General features: G+C 64.5%; 17 protein-coding genes. 12 read left to right on the top strand and 5 right to left on the bottom strand.

The window, feature by feature from the left end; all coding sequences use genetic code 11:
* Positions 1–15 precede the first annotated feature (15 nt).
* On the top strand, positions 16–1,263 hold the full coding sequence (locus MU553_RS07610; RefSeq protein ID WP_247377325.1) for a DNA double-strand break repair nuclease NurA: 1,248 nt from the start codon (positions 16–18) through the stop codon (positions 1,261–1,263).
* 21 nt (positions 1,264–1,284) lie between these two features.
* On the top strand, positions 1,285–2,502 hold the full coding sequence (locus MU553_RS07615) for a hypothetical protein (RefSeq protein ID WP_247377327.1): 1,218 nt from the start codon (positions 1,285–1,287) through the stop codon (positions 2,500–2,502).
* A 21-nt stretch (positions 2,503–2,523) separates the two neighbouring features.
* Here MU553_RS07615 and MU553_RS07620 read toward each other — a convergent pair whose 3' ends face one another.
* Positions 2,524–3,405 carry a PKD domain-containing protein gene (locus MU553_RS07620; protein WP_247377329.1) on the bottom strand — a complete coding sequence of 294 codons (882 nt, stop codon included), beginning with the start codon at positions 3,403–3,405 and terminating at the stop codon, positions 2,524–2,526.
* A gap of 198 nt (positions 3,406–3,603) precedes the next feature.
* Here MU553_RS07620 and pyrG point away from each other — a divergent pair, with 198 nt between their 5' ends.
* The 3 genes from pyrG to MU553_RS07635 all read left to right on the top strand — a co-directional run bounded on the left by pyrG (position 3,604) and on the right by MU553_RS07635 (position 6,604).
* Entirely contained in the window at positions 3,604–5,262 is a 1,659-nt protein-coding gene (gene pyrG / locus MU553_RS07625; RefSeq protein ID WP_247377331.1) for a CTP synthase, read from the top strand.
* Positions 5,262–6,179 carry a glutamine-hydrolyzing GMP synthase gene (guaA, locus tag MU553_RS07630; RefSeq protein ID WP_247377334.1) on the top strand — a complete coding sequence of 306 codons (918 nt, stop codon included), beginning with the start codon at positions 5,262–5,264 and terminating at the stop codon, positions 6,177–6,179. Before pyrG ends, guaA begins: the two co-directional genes overlap by 1 nt.
* A gap of 101 nt (positions 6,180–6,280) precedes the next feature.
* Positions 6,281–6,604 carry a DUF7126 family protein gene (locus MU553_RS07635; protein ID WP_247377335.1) on the top strand — a complete coding sequence of 108 codons (324 nt, stop codon included), beginning with the start codon at positions 6,281–6,283 and terminating at the stop codon, positions 6,602–6,604.
* A 5-nt stretch (positions 6,605–6,609) separates the two neighbouring features.
* Here the strand turns inward: MU553_RS07635 and MU553_RS07640 are convergent, their stop codons facing one another.
* Positions 6,610–7,284, bottom strand: a complete 675-nt coding sequence (locus tag MU553_RS07640) for an MBL fold metallo-hydrolase (protein ID WP_247377337.1) — start codon at positions 7,282–7,284, stop codon at positions 6,610–6,612.
* Between the two features lie 100 nt (positions 7,285–7,384).
* Between MU553_RS07640 and MU553_RS07645 the strand changes: the two genes are divergently transcribed.
* From MU553_RS07645 to MU553_RS07655, 3 genes are all read left to right on the top strand, one after another.
* Complete coding sequence (locus MU553_RS07645; protein ID WP_247377339.1) at positions 7,385–7,702, top strand: cupin domain-containing protein; 318 nt, start codon at positions 7,385–7,387, stop codon at positions 7,700–7,702.
* A 392-nt stretch (positions 7,703–8,094) separates the two neighbouring features.
* The gene (locus MU553_RS07650; protein WP_247377341.1) at positions 8,095–10,704 is read left to right on the top strand and encodes a PKD domain-containing protein; all 2,610 of its coding nucleotides are present in this window, start codon (positions 8,095–8,097) and stop codon (positions 10,702–10,704) included.
* A gap of 163 nt (positions 10,705–10,867) precedes the next feature.
* Positions 10,868–12,004 (top strand): PKD domain-containing protein, encoded by a 1,137-nt coding sequence (locus tag MU553_RS07655; protein ID WP_247377343.1) that lies wholly within the window; start codon positions 10,868–10,870, stop codon positions 12,002–12,004.
* A 27-nt stretch (positions 12,005–12,031) separates the two neighbouring features.
* On the opposite strand, the gene MU553_RS07660 is transcribed toward MU553_RS07655, so the two are convergent.
* On the bottom strand, positions 12,032–12,667 hold the full coding sequence (locus tag MU553_RS07660) for a MogA/MoaB family molybdenum cofactor biosynthesis protein (protein ID WP_247377345.1): 636 nt from the start codon (positions 12,665–12,667) through the stop codon (positions 12,032–12,034).
* A gap of 166 nt (positions 12,668–12,833) precedes the next feature.
* On the opposite strand from MU553_RS07660, the gene MU553_RS07665 reads away from it, so the two are divergent.
* The 4 genes from MU553_RS07665 (at position 12,834) to MU553_RS07680 (ending at position 17,559) form a co-directional block, all read left to right on the top strand.
* Complete coding sequence (locus tag MU553_RS07665; protein WP_247377347.1) at positions 12,834–13,874, top strand: zinc-binding dehydrogenase; 1,041 nt, start codon at positions 12,834–12,836, stop codon at positions 13,872–13,874.
* 5 nt (positions 13,875–13,879) lie between these two features.
* Positions 13,880–14,227 carry a DUF7977 family protein gene (locus tag MU553_RS07670; RefSeq protein ID WP_247377349.1) on the top strand — a complete coding sequence of 116 codons (348 nt, stop codon included), beginning with the start codon at positions 13,880–13,882 and terminating at the stop codon, positions 14,225–14,227.
* 107 nt (positions 14,228–14,334) lie between these two features.
* Complete coding sequence (locus tag MU553_RS07675) at positions 14,335–16,119, top strand: histidine kinase N-terminal 7TM domain-containing protein (protein WP_247377351.1); 1,785 nt, start codon at positions 14,335–14,337, stop codon at positions 16,117–16,119.
* 87 nt (positions 16,120–16,206) lie between these two features.
* The gene (locus MU553_RS07680) at positions 16,207–17,559 is read left to right on the top strand and encodes an MmgE/PrpD family protein (protein ID WP_247377354.1); all 1,353 of its coding nucleotides are present in this window, start codon (positions 16,207–16,209) and stop codon (positions 17,557–17,559) included.
* A gap of 155 nt (positions 17,560–17,714) precedes the next feature.
* Here the strand turns inward: MU553_RS07680 and MU553_RS07685 are convergent, their stop codons facing one another.
* Both MU553_RS07685 and MU553_RS07690 read right to left on the bottom strand, forming a co-directional pair.
* Positions 17,715–17,972: a DUF5789 family protein gene (locus tag MU553_RS07685; RefSeq protein WP_247377356.1), complete on the bottom strand. Its 258-nt coding sequence runs from the start codon at positions 17,970–17,972 to the stop codon at positions 17,715–17,717.
* A gap of 291 nt (positions 17,973–18,263) precedes the next feature.
* Positions 18,264–19,040, bottom strand: a complete 777-nt coding sequence (locus MU553_RS07690; RefSeq protein ID WP_247377358.1) for a methionyl-tRNA formyltransferase — start codon at positions 19,038–19,040, stop codon at positions 18,264–18,266.
* Positions 19,041–19,091 lie beyond the last annotated feature (51 nt).

Below are 19,091 nucleotides of genomic sequence, written 5' to 3' on the forward strand. Positions count from 1 at the left end.
CTTCGATGGCAGGATATGACCCTCGACCCGGTGCACTTCGACGGCATCGCCCAACTCGCTGGCCGCATCGAGAGCGGCGTCGACGCCAGCGATCACCGGGACTTCGCCAACACCGTCTGGGAAGAGTTCCTCGACCCCCTCTACGAGGACGGAACGCCCGTCCTCGAACCGCTCGGCGAGCAGCGCCGCCGTCTCGTCGACGTCGAGGACGCCGCGCTCATGGAACCCCGCTTTCCCACCCAGCACGGCCTCGACTCGGGCACGATCAATCCCACGACGTTCAAGAACGGGCTCGTCATCGACGTGGCCCAGGCCGCGATGGCTTCGGTCCCCTCCGAGCTGGAACTCCATCGCGCGCGCTCGGTCGTGAGTACCGTCCACTCAAACGACGCCACGGTCGCCGTCGGCGAAGACGACTGGACGATGTTCGACCGCGGGTTCAGCCGCGGCCGCATCATGCAAGCGCCCCGCGTCGACCGCTTCGAGCAGACCGTCGTCCACGCGCTCGCGCTCTACCTCGCCGAGAGTCACCACGCCGAACTCCAGGCCGAGGTGGTCGACGACCTGCTGATCCTCGACGGCCCCATCTACCCCACCGGCCTCCTGAAGTGGACGAACCAGGACCCTACACTGGCGGAAGTCCTCGTCGAGGACGAGCGTCCCAAGGACGTCGTCCAGAACTACGTCGACCTCGTCGAGACGTTCGTCGCCCGCGAGATTCCCCTCGTCGGCTTCGTCAAGAGCACGGCCTCGAAGGCGATCACCCGCGCGGTCCGCCGCAAGCACAACGCGCCCTGGGTGAACGACGCGGCCTTCTTCGAGCAACTGCTCCGCCGGACCGACGACGACGGCGAGACGAAGACGGACGCGCTGACGTTCACCAACTGGTTCGTCTCCCGCTGCGGGGCCAACCGCGCGCTCTCGACCGCTGGCGACCTCGATCTGGACCTCGACAAGGAACTGGACCCCGACGCCTACGAAGTCACCTTCTTCGTCATCTACGACCCCCGCGAGGAGTTGATCTATCGCGTCGAAGCCCCCTACGCGTTCACCCGCGACGAGGACCTCCGCGAGGACCTGACGATGCAGATTCTCACGGACGTCGCCGCTCGGACCGGCCCACCGCTGGCGGTCGAAAAGGCCGACGAACTCGCGCGGATCAGTCGCCAGGAGAAACAGGCACTCCAGCAACAACTCGAAGAGACGTTCGCCAGCGGCCAACAACGTGAGTACAACGACGTGCGCTGGGACACCGTGGAGTAACGTCGGACCGGTCCGCCGTCTGTGGAGTCGCTGGGAGCGATCCTTCGCTTCACGCTCTTCGTTTCCGAAACAATATGTGGGAGAAAAGATGTATCCCAGCGTGATGACGACGTTCACTCTCTCGAACACGATGGCGGACCGCAACCGGTCACGGGGGAAGGGTCGATGAATCGAACTGTACTCGCCGTTCTGGCCGTGTTTCTGGCCGCTGCGGCCGGTGGCGCTGGGTTGTACGTGCTCACCGGTGAGCAGACGCCCGCGAACAATTCGACTGGGACGGCGACGCCGACCACGGCGACGCCGACGACGCTAGTTCCCAATACGACGGCAACGCCGACACCCACGCCGGACGAGAACGAGTCGGAGCCGCAGCGTCCCCCGAGCAACAATTCGAGTGACGATCAGCCGAAATACGTGGCGATGCTGAGTCGGATTCTCCGCTCGAACTCGACTCGGATGGCCTCGCTCGACACCCCACTGCCCGACAACAACACGCTCCACTCGGGGATGGTCGAGATCAAATCGATCGAGATCGAGGAATACGGCTCCGGAACAGCGAACGATACGCGGCTTCGCGTGGAATACTATAACACCAGTAAAGGGTTAAATGAAATTAGAGTCATATCTATTGTCTACAATCATGTTTCAAACCAATCAATAATGTCTCCTGACAATATTTCATTTGATGAAATAAAAGCAGTCGAATATGAAAACCATAGCTCTGAGCGGCCAAGTGGTCTTTTAGTCATTGACGAAGCATGGTCACTCTATTACACTTCTAGGGATTGGGATGATTCGACTATCATAAAAGCAATAACTGCAACAGCGGACTCATATGAAGATATTAGTTCTGCTCGAAATGTGGAGCCATTCGAAGATATAAGAAACCAAAAACTACCGCAAAATGTCTCCCTTCTCCGAGCGGAAATATATGGTTCGGTCCTCTTCGTCGACTACTCTACTTCAACCTCACCACAATTAAATCAAACACGTGCTATTGAGATGTATAAAGTAATAGATAGTATCGGGAGCGAGCTCACCCGTGATAAATATTCCAGAGTAACAGATGTGTTTTTAGAAGAAAGATATCGCTCCAGCCCGAGAACCTATGATATTCGAACTTGGCATATGTACAATGATACCGATGTTGAAAGAATCTCGTCTAAAGACCCATCATCAGAGATATTTGATATCATTCGGAAAGAAATTGCCTATGAAGCTGATCAAATTGGCAAATAATTCTATCTGGTAGTAAACATATCAAAAGAGGCTGATGCCTGTATTACTGTTGTCTCCACTATTGTATCCGCCGTTACTGTGGCCGCCATCAGTACCCGAATTATCTGATCCGTCATCGACATGAGAACCGAAACTATCGCCTGGGCCACCGGACGAGCAACATACCACTGTTCCCACGCTCTCGCCAGTGAATGGGCTCACGGCCGTGCTCGATCCCTCCGATTCTAAGTACGTTCCACCGTCCAAATTTGGTTGGTAATATCCCTGTGGCGCATTTCCGCCACCATTCCCACCACGACTCGCGGTCCGGGGATCAACTGTCATCGAGGCGTTCGCTTGCTGACCGGCCACGTCGACGACGATCGCGGTCACGTTGGTCTCTCCCTGCTCGCTAAACGAGAAGCCGTGATCGACGGTCTGTTGCTCGCCGCTGAGGCTCTGGTTGACGGCCGTACTCCCGTTTCGCTGCCACTCGATGCGGTCCAACGGCACGTTGCCGGCTGTGCTGTCCGCTGTATAGGTCGTGTTGGCGCCGACAATTGGGTTTTCAGGTCCAGATACGTCGACCGTCGGACCACGTCCCGGCTCGGCGGTGAGATGTAACGTGTCTGCGTGGGTGTGGCCCTCGTCGTCGGTGACCGTGACGGTCACGTTGTACTGGCCGATGCGGTACGGCCGGAACGAGGTCCGACCGCAGGAGCGGCACGCTGGCGTGACCGTCGAGCCGTTCGGCGTCTCGATCGTCCAGTTGTACGCGGCGATCGTCCCGTCGGGGTCGCGCGACCCGGTGGCGTCCAACTGCACCGTGGCACCCACCGGCGTCTGCTGGTCCAGCCCCGCGTCCGCGAGCGGCAACTCGCTGTCGACGTCCGCGGCAGATACCCCCGTAAGCGGTGCAACCAAGACTATAATCCCCACCAGAACCGATTTCATACCCGTGTGAACTGGTGTTCCCGCGGTTTCGTACTTAAACCTGGCTAGTTTGTTGGCGCGTTGTCAGAAACTCTCGTGCACTCGCGAACGGGGGTGAGGCGGCTGCCAGCGAGTGCCACGGGGGGACTGCTCCGAAATCGTTTTGACTGGCGCGCGCGCACCGTCGGTATGCCGACGGAACCAGAGCGGAACTACGACCCCTCGAAGGGCCGGAAGTTCATTTTTGTAACCGGCGGGGTCATGTCAGGGCTTGGGAAAGGCATCACAGCCGCGAGTACGGGACGGCTGCTGTCTAACGCCGGGTTCGACGTGACCGCCGTCAAGATCGATCCGTATCTCAACGTGGACGCAGGGACGATGAACCCCTACCAGCACGGGGAAGTCTACGTATTGAAAGACGGTGGCGAGGTCGATCTCGACCTGGGGAACTACGAGCGGTTCCTCGACATCGACATGACCTTCGACCACAACGTCACCACGGGGAAGGTCTACCAGCACGTCATCGAGAAAGAGCGTGCCGGTGACTACCTCGGGAAGACCGTCCAGATCATCCCGCACATCACCGACGACATCAAGCGCCGCATCCGAGAGGCGGCCGAGGGCCACGACGTCTGTATCGTCGAGGTCGGCGGCACCATCGGAGACATCGAGGGCATGCCGTTCCTCGAAGCGCTCCGGCAGTTCGCCCACGAACAGGACGAGGACGACATCCTCTTCACGCACGTCACGCTCGTCCCCTACTCGAAAAACGGCGAGCAGAAGACCAAACCGACCCAGCACTCCGTGAAGGAACTGCGCTCGATCGGGCTCCAACCGGACATCCTGGTCGGTCGGTGTGAAGACAAACTCCACCCCGACGTCAAGGAGAAGATCGCGCTGTTCTGCGACGTGCCGACGGACGCCGTCTTCTCGAACCCGGACGTCGACGACATCTACCACGTCCCGCTGATGGTCGAGGAGGAAGGCCTCGACGAGTACGTCATGGAACGGCTCGACCTGGCCGACGAAGCGCTCCCCGCGGACGAACGGGACAACCGCTGGCGCGAACTCGTGACCCGGGAGACGACGGGCGAGATCGACATCGCACTCGTCGGGAAGTACGGACTCGAAGACGCCTACATCTCGATCCACGAGTCGCTGAAACACGCCGGCCTGGAGGCCGGCGTGGACGTGAACCCGATCTGGGTTCACTCCGAGGAACTCGCCGACGGCTACGACGGCGAACTCGACGACGTCGACGGCGTCGTCGTCCCTGGCGGCTTCGGCTCCCGCGGCATCGAAGGAAAGATCGAAGCGGTCCGCTACGCGCGTGAAAACGACGTGCCGTACCTGGGCCTCTGTCTCGGCTTCCAGATGGCCGTCGTCGAGTTCGCCCGGAACGTCCTGGGACTCGAAGACGCACACTCCGCAGAGATCGAACCCGACACGTCCCATCCCATCATCGACCTGCTGCCAGAGCAGTACGACCTCGAAGACATGGGCGGCACGATGCGCCTCGGTGCCCACGAGACGGACATCGACGCCGGGACCGTCGCCCACGAGATCTACGGTGACACCTCCTGTACGGAGCGCCACCGCCACCGCTACGAGGTCAACCCCGAATACATCGACGACCTCGAAGAGGCAGGCTTAGTCTTCTCCGGTCACACCAATAACCGCATGGAAATTCTCGAACTCCCCGACCACCCGTACTTCCTGGGGACGCAGTTCCACCCAGAGTTCCGCTCGCGACCCGGCCGGGCATCACCGCCGTTCGTCGGTCTGCTGGAGGCGATTCTCGACGGTGACGAGGCGCGCGGTCGCACTGAAGAGGAGGTGGAGGCCTGATGGTCGACGTCGATTCCTTCATCGAAGAGAAGAAAGACGAAATCGCAGCGGCAGTCGGCGATGGACACGCTATCATCGCGCTGTCCGGGGGTGTCGACTCCTCGACGGCGGCCGCACTGGCGTACGAGTCGATCGGCGACCAACTCACGCCCGTCTACGTCGACACGGGACTGATGCGAAAGGGCGAGACCGACGAGATCCGCGAGACGTTCGACTACATGGACTCGCTGCGCATCGTCGAGGCTCAGGACCGGTTCCTCGACGCGCTCGAAGGCGAGACCGACCCCGAAGAGAAGCGGCACATCATCGGCGAGCAGTTCATCCGCGAGTTCGAGACGGTCGCCAAGGAGGTCGACGCGGACTACCTCGTCCAGGGGACCATCTATCCCGACCGCATCGAGAGCGAGGGGACCATCAAGTCCCACCACAACGTCGGCGGCCTGCCCGACGTCATCGACTTCGAGGGCATCGTCGAACCGATGCGAGACCTCTACAAGGACGAGGTCCGCGAGGTCGCACGCGAACTCGATCTGGAGGAGATCATCTCCGAGCGCATGCCGTTCCCCGGCCCCGGTCTCGCAGTCCGGATCATCGGCGAGGTCACCGAGGAGAAACTCGAGGTCGCGCGCGAGGCCAACCACGTCGTCGAGGAGGAACTCGAAGAGTACGAGCCGTGGCAGGCGCTCGCGGCAGTCATCGGGAAGGCCACGGGCGTCAAGGGCGACAACCGCGTCCACGGCTGGGTCGTCGCGGTTCGCTCGGTCGAATCCCGCGACGGCATGACCGCTCGCGCCCAGGAGATCGACTGGCAGACGCTCCAGCGCATCCAGTCGCGCATCACCGGCGAGAACGACAACGTCGCGCGCGTCCTCTACGACGTGACCCACAAGCCGCCGGCGACGATCGAGTACGAGTAAGCGCTCCGCCGTTTCTTTTCGTCGGCGCGGGTGGTTTTCGACGCGCCGAGGACGGCCCCGGACCGTGAGAGCCAAACCCCAGGGGCGTCAGGGAGTGATATATGAACGCAGTCATCGCCGGTCCCGACGAGCACGACCTGGGAGCGGCACTGGACGAAGCGGGTATCGACGTTACCCGAGCCGCGGGAACAGCGAACCGCCCCGCGCTCGAAGAGGCCGGAATCGTCGACGCGGAACTGCTCGTGCTCACCGACACGGGACTGGCGACGTCGATCCCCGTCGCCAAGGACTTAAACGACGACCTGCACGTCGTCGTCTACGCCACTGACTCGCTCCCGGAGTTCGCCAAGGGCCAGGCCGACATGCTCCTCGATCCCGAACTGTTCAGCGCCGACGCCGTCGCCGAGGAACTGGCTGCCGAGTGACCGTCTCAGAGCGCCTTCGCGAGCACGTCTAGTCGCTCGCTTCCCCCGTGTCGGAACGGGACGCCGTGTCCCATGCCAACGATCTCGACTCGCGGCATTTGACCGACGAGCTCGCGGATACTCTCCTCGACCTCGTCGGCGTCGTAACTCAGTAGCCACGGCGACGTCTGCAGCGCTCCGTTGGACTCGACGACGAGATCGCCCAGAAACGCCACCGAGAGGGCCTCGCTGACGTAGACGACGTGTCCCGGGGTGTGCCCGGGCGTGTGGTAGGCGGTGAACGAACCGATCTCGTCGCCGTCGGCGACTGTCTCGACGGGGAGTTCCGGGGCTTTGAGAACGGGGCCGAGCACGCGCTGGAGGAGTCCTTTGTGGTTGCGCAGTGGGGGCGTCCGCTCGCCAGTCACGAACGGCGCGTCACCCTGGCCGACGTAGACGGTCGCGTCCAGGCCGGGGAGACGGCCGAGAGCCCCGACGTGATCGAAGTCGTAGTGGGTGAGGAGGATTCGATCGAGGTCTTGCAGCGCGTAGCCGGCGTCCTCGATGCCGAGCATCAGAGTGCGCCCGTCCCAGGGATTGCCCGCGTCGACGAGGGTGAGCGTCCCGCCGTCGTCGACGAGATAGGCGTTCACCCCGCGCAGGTCGTACCACCAGACGTCGTCCCCGAGTGCAGAGACCATGTGGCCGCTCGGGACTGGAACCGCTAAAACCCACGTGTGGCGGCAGGTCGTCGCGACCGCCGCCCGAACCGATAAGGCCGAGTCGGCCGGACATGTGGGCATGACGCTCGATCGACTTCCCGACCTCGACCCCGCCGAGGGAGAGGTCATCGACGACGAACTGGCGGTGACCGACGACGTGCTGGTGAAGGTGTTCGCGCTCGGTCCCGGCGCCGAACTCGCGCCCCACGAACACGCCGACGCGACCAACGTGTTTCACGTCCTGGCTGGGACGGTCACAGTCGTCCGGGACGACGAGGAAGCGACGATTGCGGCGCCCGGCGTCGTTCTCAACGAACGCGGGGCGACCCACGGGGCGCGAAACGAGACCGACGAGGTCGCTGTGCTGACTGCGAGCCTCTGTCCGCTGCCGGGGTAAGTCGGCGGCTACTCCTCGAAATACCGCACCAACCACTCGTTTTGTTCCGGCGGGAGACGGAATCACACCGCTGACCCGCCGGTAAACACCGTTTTCTCAGCGTCGCGAGTTTCGCCCGCATAGCTGGCCACAAGCCTAATAACGGACGCATAATCGTTCCCGTAGTCGAGCCTTTCCGCAACCAATCGAACGCGACCCGCAGACTGTCTATAACAATGGGACAGAACGTGGACGCTCTGACCGAACTACATGACTGGATTACCTGCTCGTAATCCGATGGTCAGCGTGAGATCACATCGATGGCCCGAGGGGGTGGCCACGCCGGGACGGGTCCGCCCGTCTTCGGGTCGCGTGCGAGTGACTCAATCGACCGGGACTGGGGGCGAACTCGCATGAGCGGGACGCGCCACCGCGTCCGGAGTCTCGCACTGGTCGTGCTCGTGGTGGGGTCGCTCGTCGCCATGGCCGGCCCTGTCAGTGCGAGCTCGTCGGCCACTGCCCAGGCGACCGCGCTGCAGCACGACGGCAACGGGTCGCACGAAACGTTCGCCGTCAGGCAGGGTGACCAGTGTTACGAGGTCACGCCGCTCGGGGACGGGACCGAAACCGTGGATGACTATTTCAACTACCAGGGACGGGAAACTGATTACAGCTCGATCAACACCACTGCGGTACAGGAAAATCAGGAGAGTTCCCTCTTCATTTACCACGGCACGAACGATCGCTACAGTCTCGGTCTCGTTCACGACGAACACGGCGTGGCGCCGTACGGGAGCACGATCACCATGAACTTCTCCGGCCTGCCCAGCGGCGGGGACTGGGTGGTGCAGGACGACTACTACGGCGAGAACACCGACGACGACTGGAATACTGGCGGGACCACCGCGCACGTCGATTGGAAGTGGAAACGAGACCGAACCGATGGCGGCGCGTTCCGCGGGCTCACGACCACTGACGACCTGCAACTCACGATCGATCCCGAGTTCAACGAGGAGGCGAACCACTGGGGAGACTGGAATTGGTCCGGTGGTCAGAACAGAACCGAAGCCTGGCGGCTGTACACCGCCGACGGCGAGAACCGGACGTTGCAGATGGATCAGGACGTCACCATCACGCGCGGACCCTGTGGTGGGACCGCGCCGACCGCATCGCTCTCGGCGTCGCCATCGAACCCAGCAGTGAACGAATCGGTCAGCTTCGACGCGAGCGGAAGCAGCGACGACGCCAGCATCACCGAGTACGCCTGGGACTTCGACGGCGACGGCAGCACCGACCGGACGACTCAGGACTCGAACGTCGAGTACACCTACGGCGCGGCCGGCGAGTACACGGCGGAAGTGACGGTCACCGACGCCGACGGCAACACTGACACGGCGACCGCGTCCGTGTCCGTGACCGAGGACGTGAGTGAGCCGCCGTCGGCCTCGCTCACGGCGTCGCCGTCGAACGCGGCGCCCGGTCAATCGGTGTCCTTCAACGCGAGCGGCAGCCAGGACGACGAGGGCATCACCGAGTACGCCTGGGACTTCGACGACGACGGTACTATCGACGAAACCACACAGAGTTCGACCGTCACGCACGCCTACGAGACCGCGGGCGACTACACTGCGACCGTGACGGTCACCGACGCAGACGGACAGACCGCCACGGCGAGCGCAGCAGTGACCGTGACCAACGAATCGGACGAGAACGACCCGCCGACGGCCTCGCTCACGGCGTCGCCGTCGGACGCGGCGGTCAACGAGGCGGTCAGCTTCGACGCGGGCGGGAGCGAGGACGACAGCGGCATCGACACCTACGCGTGGGACTTCGACGGTGACGGCTACGTCGACGACAGGACGAACGATCCGACCGTCACGCACGCGTACGAAGCTGCCGGCGAGTACACGGCGGAAGTGACGGTCACCGACGCCGACGGACAGACCGACGCGGCGACTGCGACCGTGTCGGTGACAGGCGAATCGGACGGTGGCAACGGCTCGGACGGCGCTGACACGGAGCCGCCGACTGCGACCATCGTGGTGCCCGACCCAGTGGTCGTCGACGAGTCAATCACCGTTCGTGCGACGAACATCTCGGACGAAAGCGAGATCGAACACGTCTGCTGGTACGTCGACGGCGTGGAAGGCCCCGACGGCCGGTCGTTCGAAGAGACCTTCACGACCACCGGCACGCACAGCGTCACGTTGGACATCAGGGACAGCGCTGGCAACGCCAACGAACTGACAAAGACGTTCCAGGTCGTCGCGAAGGACGGCAACGACGGCGACGACGGCAACGACGGGAACGATGGCAACGATGGCGACGACGGCGACGACGGGAACGATGGCAACGACGGCGACGACGGCAACGACGGCTCTGACGATTCTGATGGGTCGGACGTCAATTACGGAGACTCGGACGGTGGGCCGATGGCCGGAATCACCCAGTCCTCGGTGAACTTCTACGAGGAGACGGAGACGCGCCCCACGCCGCTGCTCGTCCAGATGAACACGACCTCGGTGACGACGGGCGATCCCGTCTCGGCGACCGTCTGGCTCTCAGACACCGACGAGCTCCCCGACGGGTACAGCCTCAACCTGACTGTCGTCAGGACTGGCGAAGACGGTGTCAACGCGACTGTCGTCAACGAGACCGAGATTCCCGTCGCCAGCGGCCAGGGGTCGGTCACGTCGTCGGCACTGGTGTTCGAGGACCCCGGACAGTACCGTGCGCTCATCGGCAACCAGAGTAAATCGTTCGTCGTCCGCGACGACGAAGTCATCACGAGCCCCGATCCGGGCGAGGACTCGTCCGACAGCGACTCGGACGGACAGACGACGACCGCGCAGACGTCGCCGGAACCGACTCCCTCAGAGCCGGCCGACGACGACGGGGCGTCCGCGAACACGGCCACTGTCACTGAGGCGTCCACGACGAGTTCCGACGGGCCAGGATTCGGTGTTCTCGGTGGCCTGGTCGCGCTGGTGCTCTCCGTGGCGGCGCTGACCCGTCAGCGCTGAGGACTGCCCGCGACGCGTCTCTTTTTTCGATCGGCGACGCCGACTGGAAGCGGCTGCTTACCGCCAAAACGCTCGGATAACAATGACCCACTCCGTCGAACAGAGGGGTGAGTAGCATGCTGGGCACTCCGCACAGTGACACGCCCGTGGATGGTGTCGCGTGATGGGCCGCTTCGGCCTCGCGCTCGAACTCCGCACTCTCGCCCTGACGGCGGTGGTGGTTGCGGCAGTCACGACTGCCGGGGTCGTCCCTGTTCCCGTCAGGGGGATAGAGAGTTCGCCAACTCATGGTGACGTCGCATCACCGGCGGCCGACGGGATCTACGCGGTCTCACAGAACGGGACCTGTTACGAGGTGACGGCGCTGGGCGACGGGTCACAGACGGTCTCGCAGTTCTACGACTACAGCCCGAACTTCAGCTTCAGCTCTGCGGGGACGCGACGTATTCAGCAAAACCAGGAGAGCCGACTGTTCGTCTACGACGGTGCGAACGGCGACAGCCTGGTGATCCTCCACGACCAGTACGACGAATCCGGCGGCGGTGCCGTCTCGTTTACGATCACCGGGCTGCCCGCCGCTGGGACGTGGGCCGTCGAGGACGACCACTACACCGGCCGTGACGACAACTTCGCCCACCGTGGCTCGCGGAGCACGATCGACTGGGTCTGGCAGGACGAGCGGACCGACGGTGCAGCGTTCCGCGGACTCGGCGCCGCCGGGCAGTCGGGCATCACCATCAAGCCGTCGTTCAACGAGGAGGCCGCGCTGTGGGGAACGTGGCAGCCCAGGAGCGAGGGGGGACGGATCGACTCCTGGCAGCTGCTCTCGGGCGGTGGGTGGCCGGTCGCTACGCTCGCTCTGGACGAACCCGTCACGATTCGGCCCGGTGGCTGCGACCGGACGCCGCCGACGGCCTCCATCTCGACGAACCGCTCGACTATCGGCGTCTCCCAGCGAGTGACGCTGTCGGCGGCCAATGCCACTGACGACACTGGCGTCGTCTCGTACCAGTGGGACGTCGACGGCGACGGCGTCACCGAGCGCAACACGACGACGCCGACGATCACGACCACGTACGAGAGAGCCCGGACCTACACGCCGCGGGTGACCGTGACCGACGCTGCTGGCAACGCCGACTCGACCACGACGACTGTCACCGTGAACGAGGGCTCGTCACTCATGATACAACGGGCGGCTGCGGGCGGACTCCGGACGACGCTCACTCACGTCCCGGGGAGCGGGTGTGGGTTCAGCCACCAGCGCTCGCTCGGGGAGTGCGTCACTGGTGCTCCCGGCTGATGAGACAGCCCCCGGCAAGAGAGCCGCTCACTCGCGGGTCGCGAGGCCGACGAGGTGACCTGCTTCGGGGACGACGATCTTCTCGATGCCGAGTTTGGCGGCGTTCTCGCTCCCCGGGAGACAGAACACGGGGACGCCGTCGGCGATGCCGGCGGTCGCACGGGTGCAGATGGCTTTCGTGCCGACCGTCTCGTAGGAGAGCAGTCGCAACAGCTCGCCGAAGCCCGGGAGGCCCTTGTCGAACAGCGGCTCCGCGGCTTCGACGGTCACGTCGTCGGGGGTGACGCCGGTACCGCCGCTCGTGACGACGAGGTCGACGTCACTGCGGCCGACCAGCGCGTCCAGTGCGTTCTGGATGCCGTCGTAGTTGTCGCGAACGACGTCCCGTACCGCCACCTCGTGGCCTGCGTCCTCGATGGCTGCCTGGATCACGTCGCCTGCAGGGTCGTCGTCTCGCGTTCGCGTCGACGAGATCGTCACGATGCCGACGCCCAGGGTCTCCACGTCGTGTGCGTGATGCTCGTGGTCCGTGTGGTCGTGGCCGTGGTCGTGGCTGAGGTCGGTGGATTCGGGCGTCTCGTCGTCTGTTTGCTCCTCCGGTTCGTCCGCGCCGCCATCGTCGTCGTCGCTAAATCGGGTGTCGCGTGACTGGAAGTCGACCATGCGGTGACTTACGCTGCCGTGCTTGTAAACCGTCCCCCGGCGCGGGTCGCTCGAACTGCACTCCGTCCAGGCGTCCCCGTACGCGGCCTCCTATTTTCCGCCACGGCTGCGGACGCAACCCACGAGATTCGCCAGCGTTTTGCACGCGCGCGCGAACACCCCTGGTATGCAGGCAGTCCAATTCTCGGAACACGGCGACACCGACGTCTTAGAGTACGGCGAGTTCCCGGACCCAGATCCGGCCGAGGATGAGGTCCTCGTAGACGTGAAGGCGGCTGCGTTGAACCACCTCGACGTCTGGACTCGGCGCGGACTGCCTGGGATCAACCTGGAGATGCCACACATCCCGGGGAGTGACGCCGCCGGCGTCGTCACGGAAGTCGGCGACGAGGTCCAGCGGTTCGAACCGGGCGACCACGTGGCCGTCTCCGCCGGCGTCTCGTGTGGCCACTGCGAGTTCTGCCGCGACGGCGACCCGACGCTGTGTGTCAACTACCACATCCTCGGCGAGCACGTCCGTGGCGTCCACGCCGAACAGGCAGCCGTGCCCGCGGACAATCTCGTCCCCGTCCCCGATCACGTCGACTGGCAGGTCGCAGGCTCGTCGTCGCTGGTCTTCCAGACCGCCTGGCGGATGCTGATGACGCGAGCAGAGCTCCAGCCCGGCGAGACCGTGCTCGTGCTCGGTGCCAGCGGAGGCGTCGGCCACGCCGCACTCCAGATCGCGAAGTACGCCGGCGCCGAGGTGTACGCGACCGCCAGCAGCGAGGAGAAGCTCGACTACGCGCGCGAACTCGGTGCCGACGAGGTCATCAACTACGAGACGGACGACTTCGCCGACGAGGTCAGCGACATCACGGGCAAGCGCGGCGTCGACGTCGTCGTCGACCACGTCGGGGCCGCGACCTGGCAGCAGTCGCTGGCGAGCCTCGCGAAGGGCGGCCGCGTCGTCACCTGCGGCGCGACGACCGGCCCGAACCCCGAGACCGACATCAACCGCATCTTCTGGAACCAGCTCGACGTGCTCGGCTCGACGATGGGCACGCCCGGCGAGGTCGACGACGTGCTCGAACTCGTCTGGGAGGGCCACATGGAACCCCGCGTCCGCGACGTGCTGCCGATGAGCGAGATCGATCGCGCACACGAGATGCTCGAAAACCGCGAGGGCTTCGGCAAAGTTGTCGTCGTCCCCGACAGCGAACTCTGACGACCGTGACCGACGATACATACGTCCACGAACCGGGTGCCGGTCGGACGGCCGCCGACTCGTCCGACGCCGACAGCGACGACGATGGACCCGACCGACGCGACGAATACCCGCGGAACACCCCGGCGGAGACCGACGCGGAGTTCGACTGGCGCGGCTGGCTGCTCGTCGGAGCCGTCGTGCTGGCGTTCCTCGTCGTTCCCGGGATGCTGTACGTGCTCCCCACGGTCCAGGAGGCCGTCGCCAGCCTCGGCCTCGGCCTGCAACACACGTATCTCGTCTTGCCACTGGTCCCCGCGTTCCTGCTCGGAACCATCGCAGTCTGGTCCGCCGTGCGTTCTCGCGCTCGATAACTGCTGGCCTGACTGCTGGACACGTTCGGGCTTTCCGTTCTCAGGCTCGGGATTCCGGCCCGAATCCTTATTCGTGACAGCTCGTTATGGTTTACTACGGACAGTAGATGGCCCTCCAGTACACCCCGTACACGGCGCCGGTGTTTCTCTCCGCAGTCGTGGGTCTCGGGGTCGCGCTGTTCGCCTTCTTCCACCGTGACCGGACCGGTGCGCGTCCGCTGGCGCTGTTCATGATCAGCGCGAGCGTCTGGTCGTTCGCCGAGGGCATGAACCTCGCTCACGCCGATCTGGCGGGGATGGTGTTCTGGACGAAGATGGAGCTCGCGATCTCCGGGCTCGTTCCGCTTTCCTTTCTGTTGCTGGTGCTCGAATACACCGGCAACGAGGAGTGGTTGCGGTCGTGGTCGCTCGGCGCGTTGCTCGTCGAGCCGGCGATGAACGCGGCCGCCGTCTGGCTCGTTCCCGACCTCGTCCGAAGAGGACTCGGCGTGACGACGATCAACGGGTTCCGGGTAATCACCGAGACCTTCGGGCCCGCGTACTACGTCCACATCATTTACTCCTACGTGACGATACTCGTCGCCGGTGCGCTCCTGTTGCGCGTCATTCTCCTCGCCGAAGGGCTGTACCGAGCACAGGCGACGGCGCTGCTCGTCGCTGGCTCCGTCCCCGTGCTCGGGAACGTCCTCTACACGTTCGGTCTGTTCCCCGCCGGGCTCGATCCGACGAACGTCGGCTTCCTGCTCACTGGGTTCCTCATCGCGGCGACGATCCTCCGGCGACAGTTACTGGAGATCGTCCCCGTCGCACGCGACGTGGCCCGCGACGAGATTCTGGAGAACATGGACGACCGGGTCATCGTCACGGACGAGAACGATCGGATCGCCGATCTGAACCCGGCGGCCGCGGAGCTACTCGACCGTCCGGAAGACGAGGCGATCGGCCAGCCGATCGACGACGTGCTGCCGGCGGTCGCGACACTGCTCGACTCGGCGACGGAAGGGCGAACGCAGACGGAACTGTCCCTCGAAAGCGGTGACGGCGTCCGGTACTACGACGTGCGCGTCTCCCCGCTCAACCGAGCGCGAGGGATGGTTGCCGGGCGACTGGTGAGCCTCCGGGACGTTACGGAGCAACGGCAACAACGCCAGCGACTGGACGTTCTCAACCGACTACTCAGACACAACCTCCGCAACGAGATGAACGTCATCGCCGGCAACGCCGAACTCCTCGAGCACGAACTCACCGACAGCGACCTCCTCGAGCGGATCGACCAGATCGAATCGACTGCCACCCAGATCACGGCGCGAAGCGACAAGGTCGGCCAGGCCGCGCGGCTGCTCGACGACCCCGAACGGGTGGAACTGAATCTCGAAGCGACGGTCGTCGAGCAGGTCGAACAGATCCGCGAGACGTACCCCCAGGCCAGCGTCACGGTCGACGTCCCGTCGGACCTCGACGTCAGCGTTGGCCTGGCCGTCGCGGTGGCGATCCACGAACTCCTGGTCAACGCCATCGAACACAACGACGGCCAGCCGGTCGTCTCCGTCGTCGGCTACCCGGGCGATCAGTTCGCCGTCCTCGAGATCAGCGACGACGGTCCCGGCATCGAAGACCACGAGCTGGAAGTGCTTACGGAGGGCAAAGAGACGGCGCTTCGACACGGGAGCGGCGTCGGCCTCTGGGTCGTCAACTGGGTCGCCGAACAGTTCGGCGGCCGTCTGGCCTTCGAGAACGACGACGACGGCACTACCGTCAGGTTGCAACTCCCGCGCGTCTCCGACGACGCCGGGTCCGGGCCGTCGGACGCGGCCGATGCGTCCGAGTCAGCAACGGTCGACGGAATCGTGAACTCGCAATCGGCGACGCCCGATCACCGGCCGACCGACTGAAAACCCCGCGAACCCGGCGCTGCACGCCGAGTACCGGCTGACCAACCTGCAAGGAGCCTTTTGGGACGCTTCGTAGTATGGGGGTGCATGACAACGACGGCAGAACTGGCCGATTTCGTGGCGTCGGTCACGTACGACGACTTCAGCGACGAGGCAGTGACCGAACTGGAGAAACGCGTCCTCGATTCGGTCGGGATCGCCATCGGGGCGCTCGGTGCGGACCCGGTCGACGTCGTCGCCGAGACGGTGCTCGACCTCGACGAAGACGGGCCGTGTCGGCTCTGGGGTCGAAGCGGAACTGCCTCACCGCCGCAGGCAGCCATGCACAACACGGCGCTCACCCGCTATCTCGATTACATGGACTCGTTTCTCGCGCCCGGGGAGACGCCACACCCCAGCGACAACGTCGCCAGCGTCGTCGCCTGTGGCGAGGTCGTCGACGCCTCGGGCCAGGACCTTCTGGAGGGGATCGGCGTGGCCTACGAGGTCCAGGGCGAACTCGCCTGGAACGCCCCCGTCCGTGACAGAGGGTTCGACCACGTCACCCACACCGTCGTCTCGGCCGCCTGTGGCGCGGGGAAGGTGCTCGGCCTCGACCGCGACCAACTCCGCAACGCCATCGGGATCGCCGGCACGGCCCACAACGCGCTCCGGGTCACCAGGACCGGCGGTATCAACGAGTGGAAAGGAATCGCCAGCGCCAACGCCGCCCGCAACGCCGTCTACGCCTGTCTGCTCGCCCGCAACGGCATGGAGGGGCCGACCAACCTCTTCGAGGGCCAGAAAGGCTGGAAACAGGTCGTCGCCGGCGACTTCGAGGTGAACCTCGATCCCGGCTGTGGCCACGTGTTCGACACCATGACCAAGCGGTACGTCGCCGAGACGTACGCCCAATCTGCCGTCGAAGGCATCATCGAGATCGCCGTGGAGACCGACCTCGACCCCGACGACGTCGAGGCGATCCACCTCGAAACCTTCCACGGCGCGAAACTCATCATCGGCGGCGGCGAGGGAAGCCGCTACGAGGTCGAGACCAAAGCCCAGGCGGACCACTCGCTGCCCTACATGCTCGCAGCCGCGCTCGTCGACCGCGAGATGACCAGCAGGCAGTACGACCGCGACCGCATCCAGCGAGCGGACGTCCAGCGCCTCCTCCGAGTCGTCGACGTCGAGGAAAACGGGGAACTCACCGAGCGGTTCGAGAACGGCGAGATGCCGGCCGTCCTCCAGGTCGTCCTCGACGACGGGACGACCGTCGAGATCGAGAAGGACGCCTTCCAGGGCCATCCGACCCAGCCGATGGACTGGGGACAGATCGAGACGAAATACGAACGGCTGGCTGCCACGCGGTACAACGACGAGCGCGTTCAGGACGTCGAAGACGTCGTCGAGCGGCTCCACGACCACGACGTCGGTGACCTGGTGTCGCTGCTGGACTGAGTCACTCGCTGCGGGTCGCGCGTCCGCGGTCGCGATCCACCTGACTCGGCTTGACTGCGTAGGTCCCCGTGCCGTCACGCGCCTCGACGAGGGCCCGATCGCCCCCGACGGCTTTCACAGATTGTACAGTGCCAGGCGCTCTCGTGGGGCATCGGCTATCCTTCGCCCTCGGACTGGTAGGGTTCGCCCACGGCGCGTCGAGGCAGCAGGTTCCGAACCTCCGTCTCCAGTTCTTCGGCGGTCTCGAAGGCGTCGGCGTTCGAGTCCGCGATGACCGCGCCGAGGTTCTTGGTCCCGTCGGCCAACTGGAGCGTCACGTCGTCGACCGCCTCGCTCGCGGTCTCACAGTCGAGCGGGTAGTGGAGCTCGGCCACCAGGCTACGCAGCTCGTTGAGTTTGGTAGTGCGTCCCATGGCGTGAGTACGTCGGCATCGCTCTTGACCCCTCGATTCTCGGGACCAAACCACGCTGTCTGGAGACCGACTGGTACGTAGACGCGAGACGATCCGTCAAGTCACCACGACGCCTGACGGCTGGCAGTCGTCTTGTAGCCCGTTACCCGCGTTCAGTTCCCAGTTCATCCCGACGTGTGTTGCTGTGGAATCGAACGCTACGTGAGCGAGCGCCGAACTGGAGTGTATGCGGTCGGGTCTCTGCGGCAAACAGACCAGTTGGGGGCAGCGTACGTCCAACTCGGTCGGGGATTAGAGGAACTCGTTGCCGCGGTCGCGGAACTCGCGGCGCTCCGCCGGTCCGGGCAGACCGTGGTAGTCGGCGGCCCTCGTCTCGTTCGGCGTCTCCGGGGGCAAGTCGGGATATCGGTCGAGCAGGTCGACGGCGAGGGTCGCTCCGGCCGAGGCGAGTTTCCGGTAGATGGAGTCGACGGTGTCCGTCGGCTCGATCGGAACGGGTCGCCGCGTGAGGATCGGCCCCGCGTCGAACTGTTCGGTCATCCGGTGGGCCGTCACTCCGGTCTGGTCGTCGCCGTAGTACAGCGGCCAGAACGCCGTCGCCCGGCCGCGATAGGCGGGGAGTAGCGACCCGTGCAGGTTGACCGCGTCGGTCGCACAGTCGAGCAGTTCCGCCGACAGGCGCTGCCCGGCGACGATCGAGAGCAACAGATCGGGGTCCAGCCTCGCCACCCGCTCGACGAACTCCGGGTCGGTCACGTCGGACGCGCGCTCGAACGGAACGTCGTACCGCCGCGCCACTGCCTCGACCGAGTGGGGCCGACCCGCCAGCTGCCAGCCCAGTCGCCCGGGGAGTGCGTCCAACAGCGTCCCACGGAGGTAACGCATGGCCAGCCGCGTGCCTGCGCGGAATCCGTACATTCCGAGTTGGTCGCGAAGCTGCTCGGTGGTGGGTGTATCGAACGGCGCAACGACCACTTCCTCGATGACATCGGCGTGGCTCGCGAGGATGGGTCTCAGATACCGCGGGAGATACAGTGGTTCCTCGCTCGTGAACAGAACGGCCCGCACGACCGCTGGTGTGGAATCGACCGATATATGCTTTCTGTACGTGTCAACACA

The sequence above is a fragment of the Halorientalis brevis genome, from assembly GCF_023077655.1.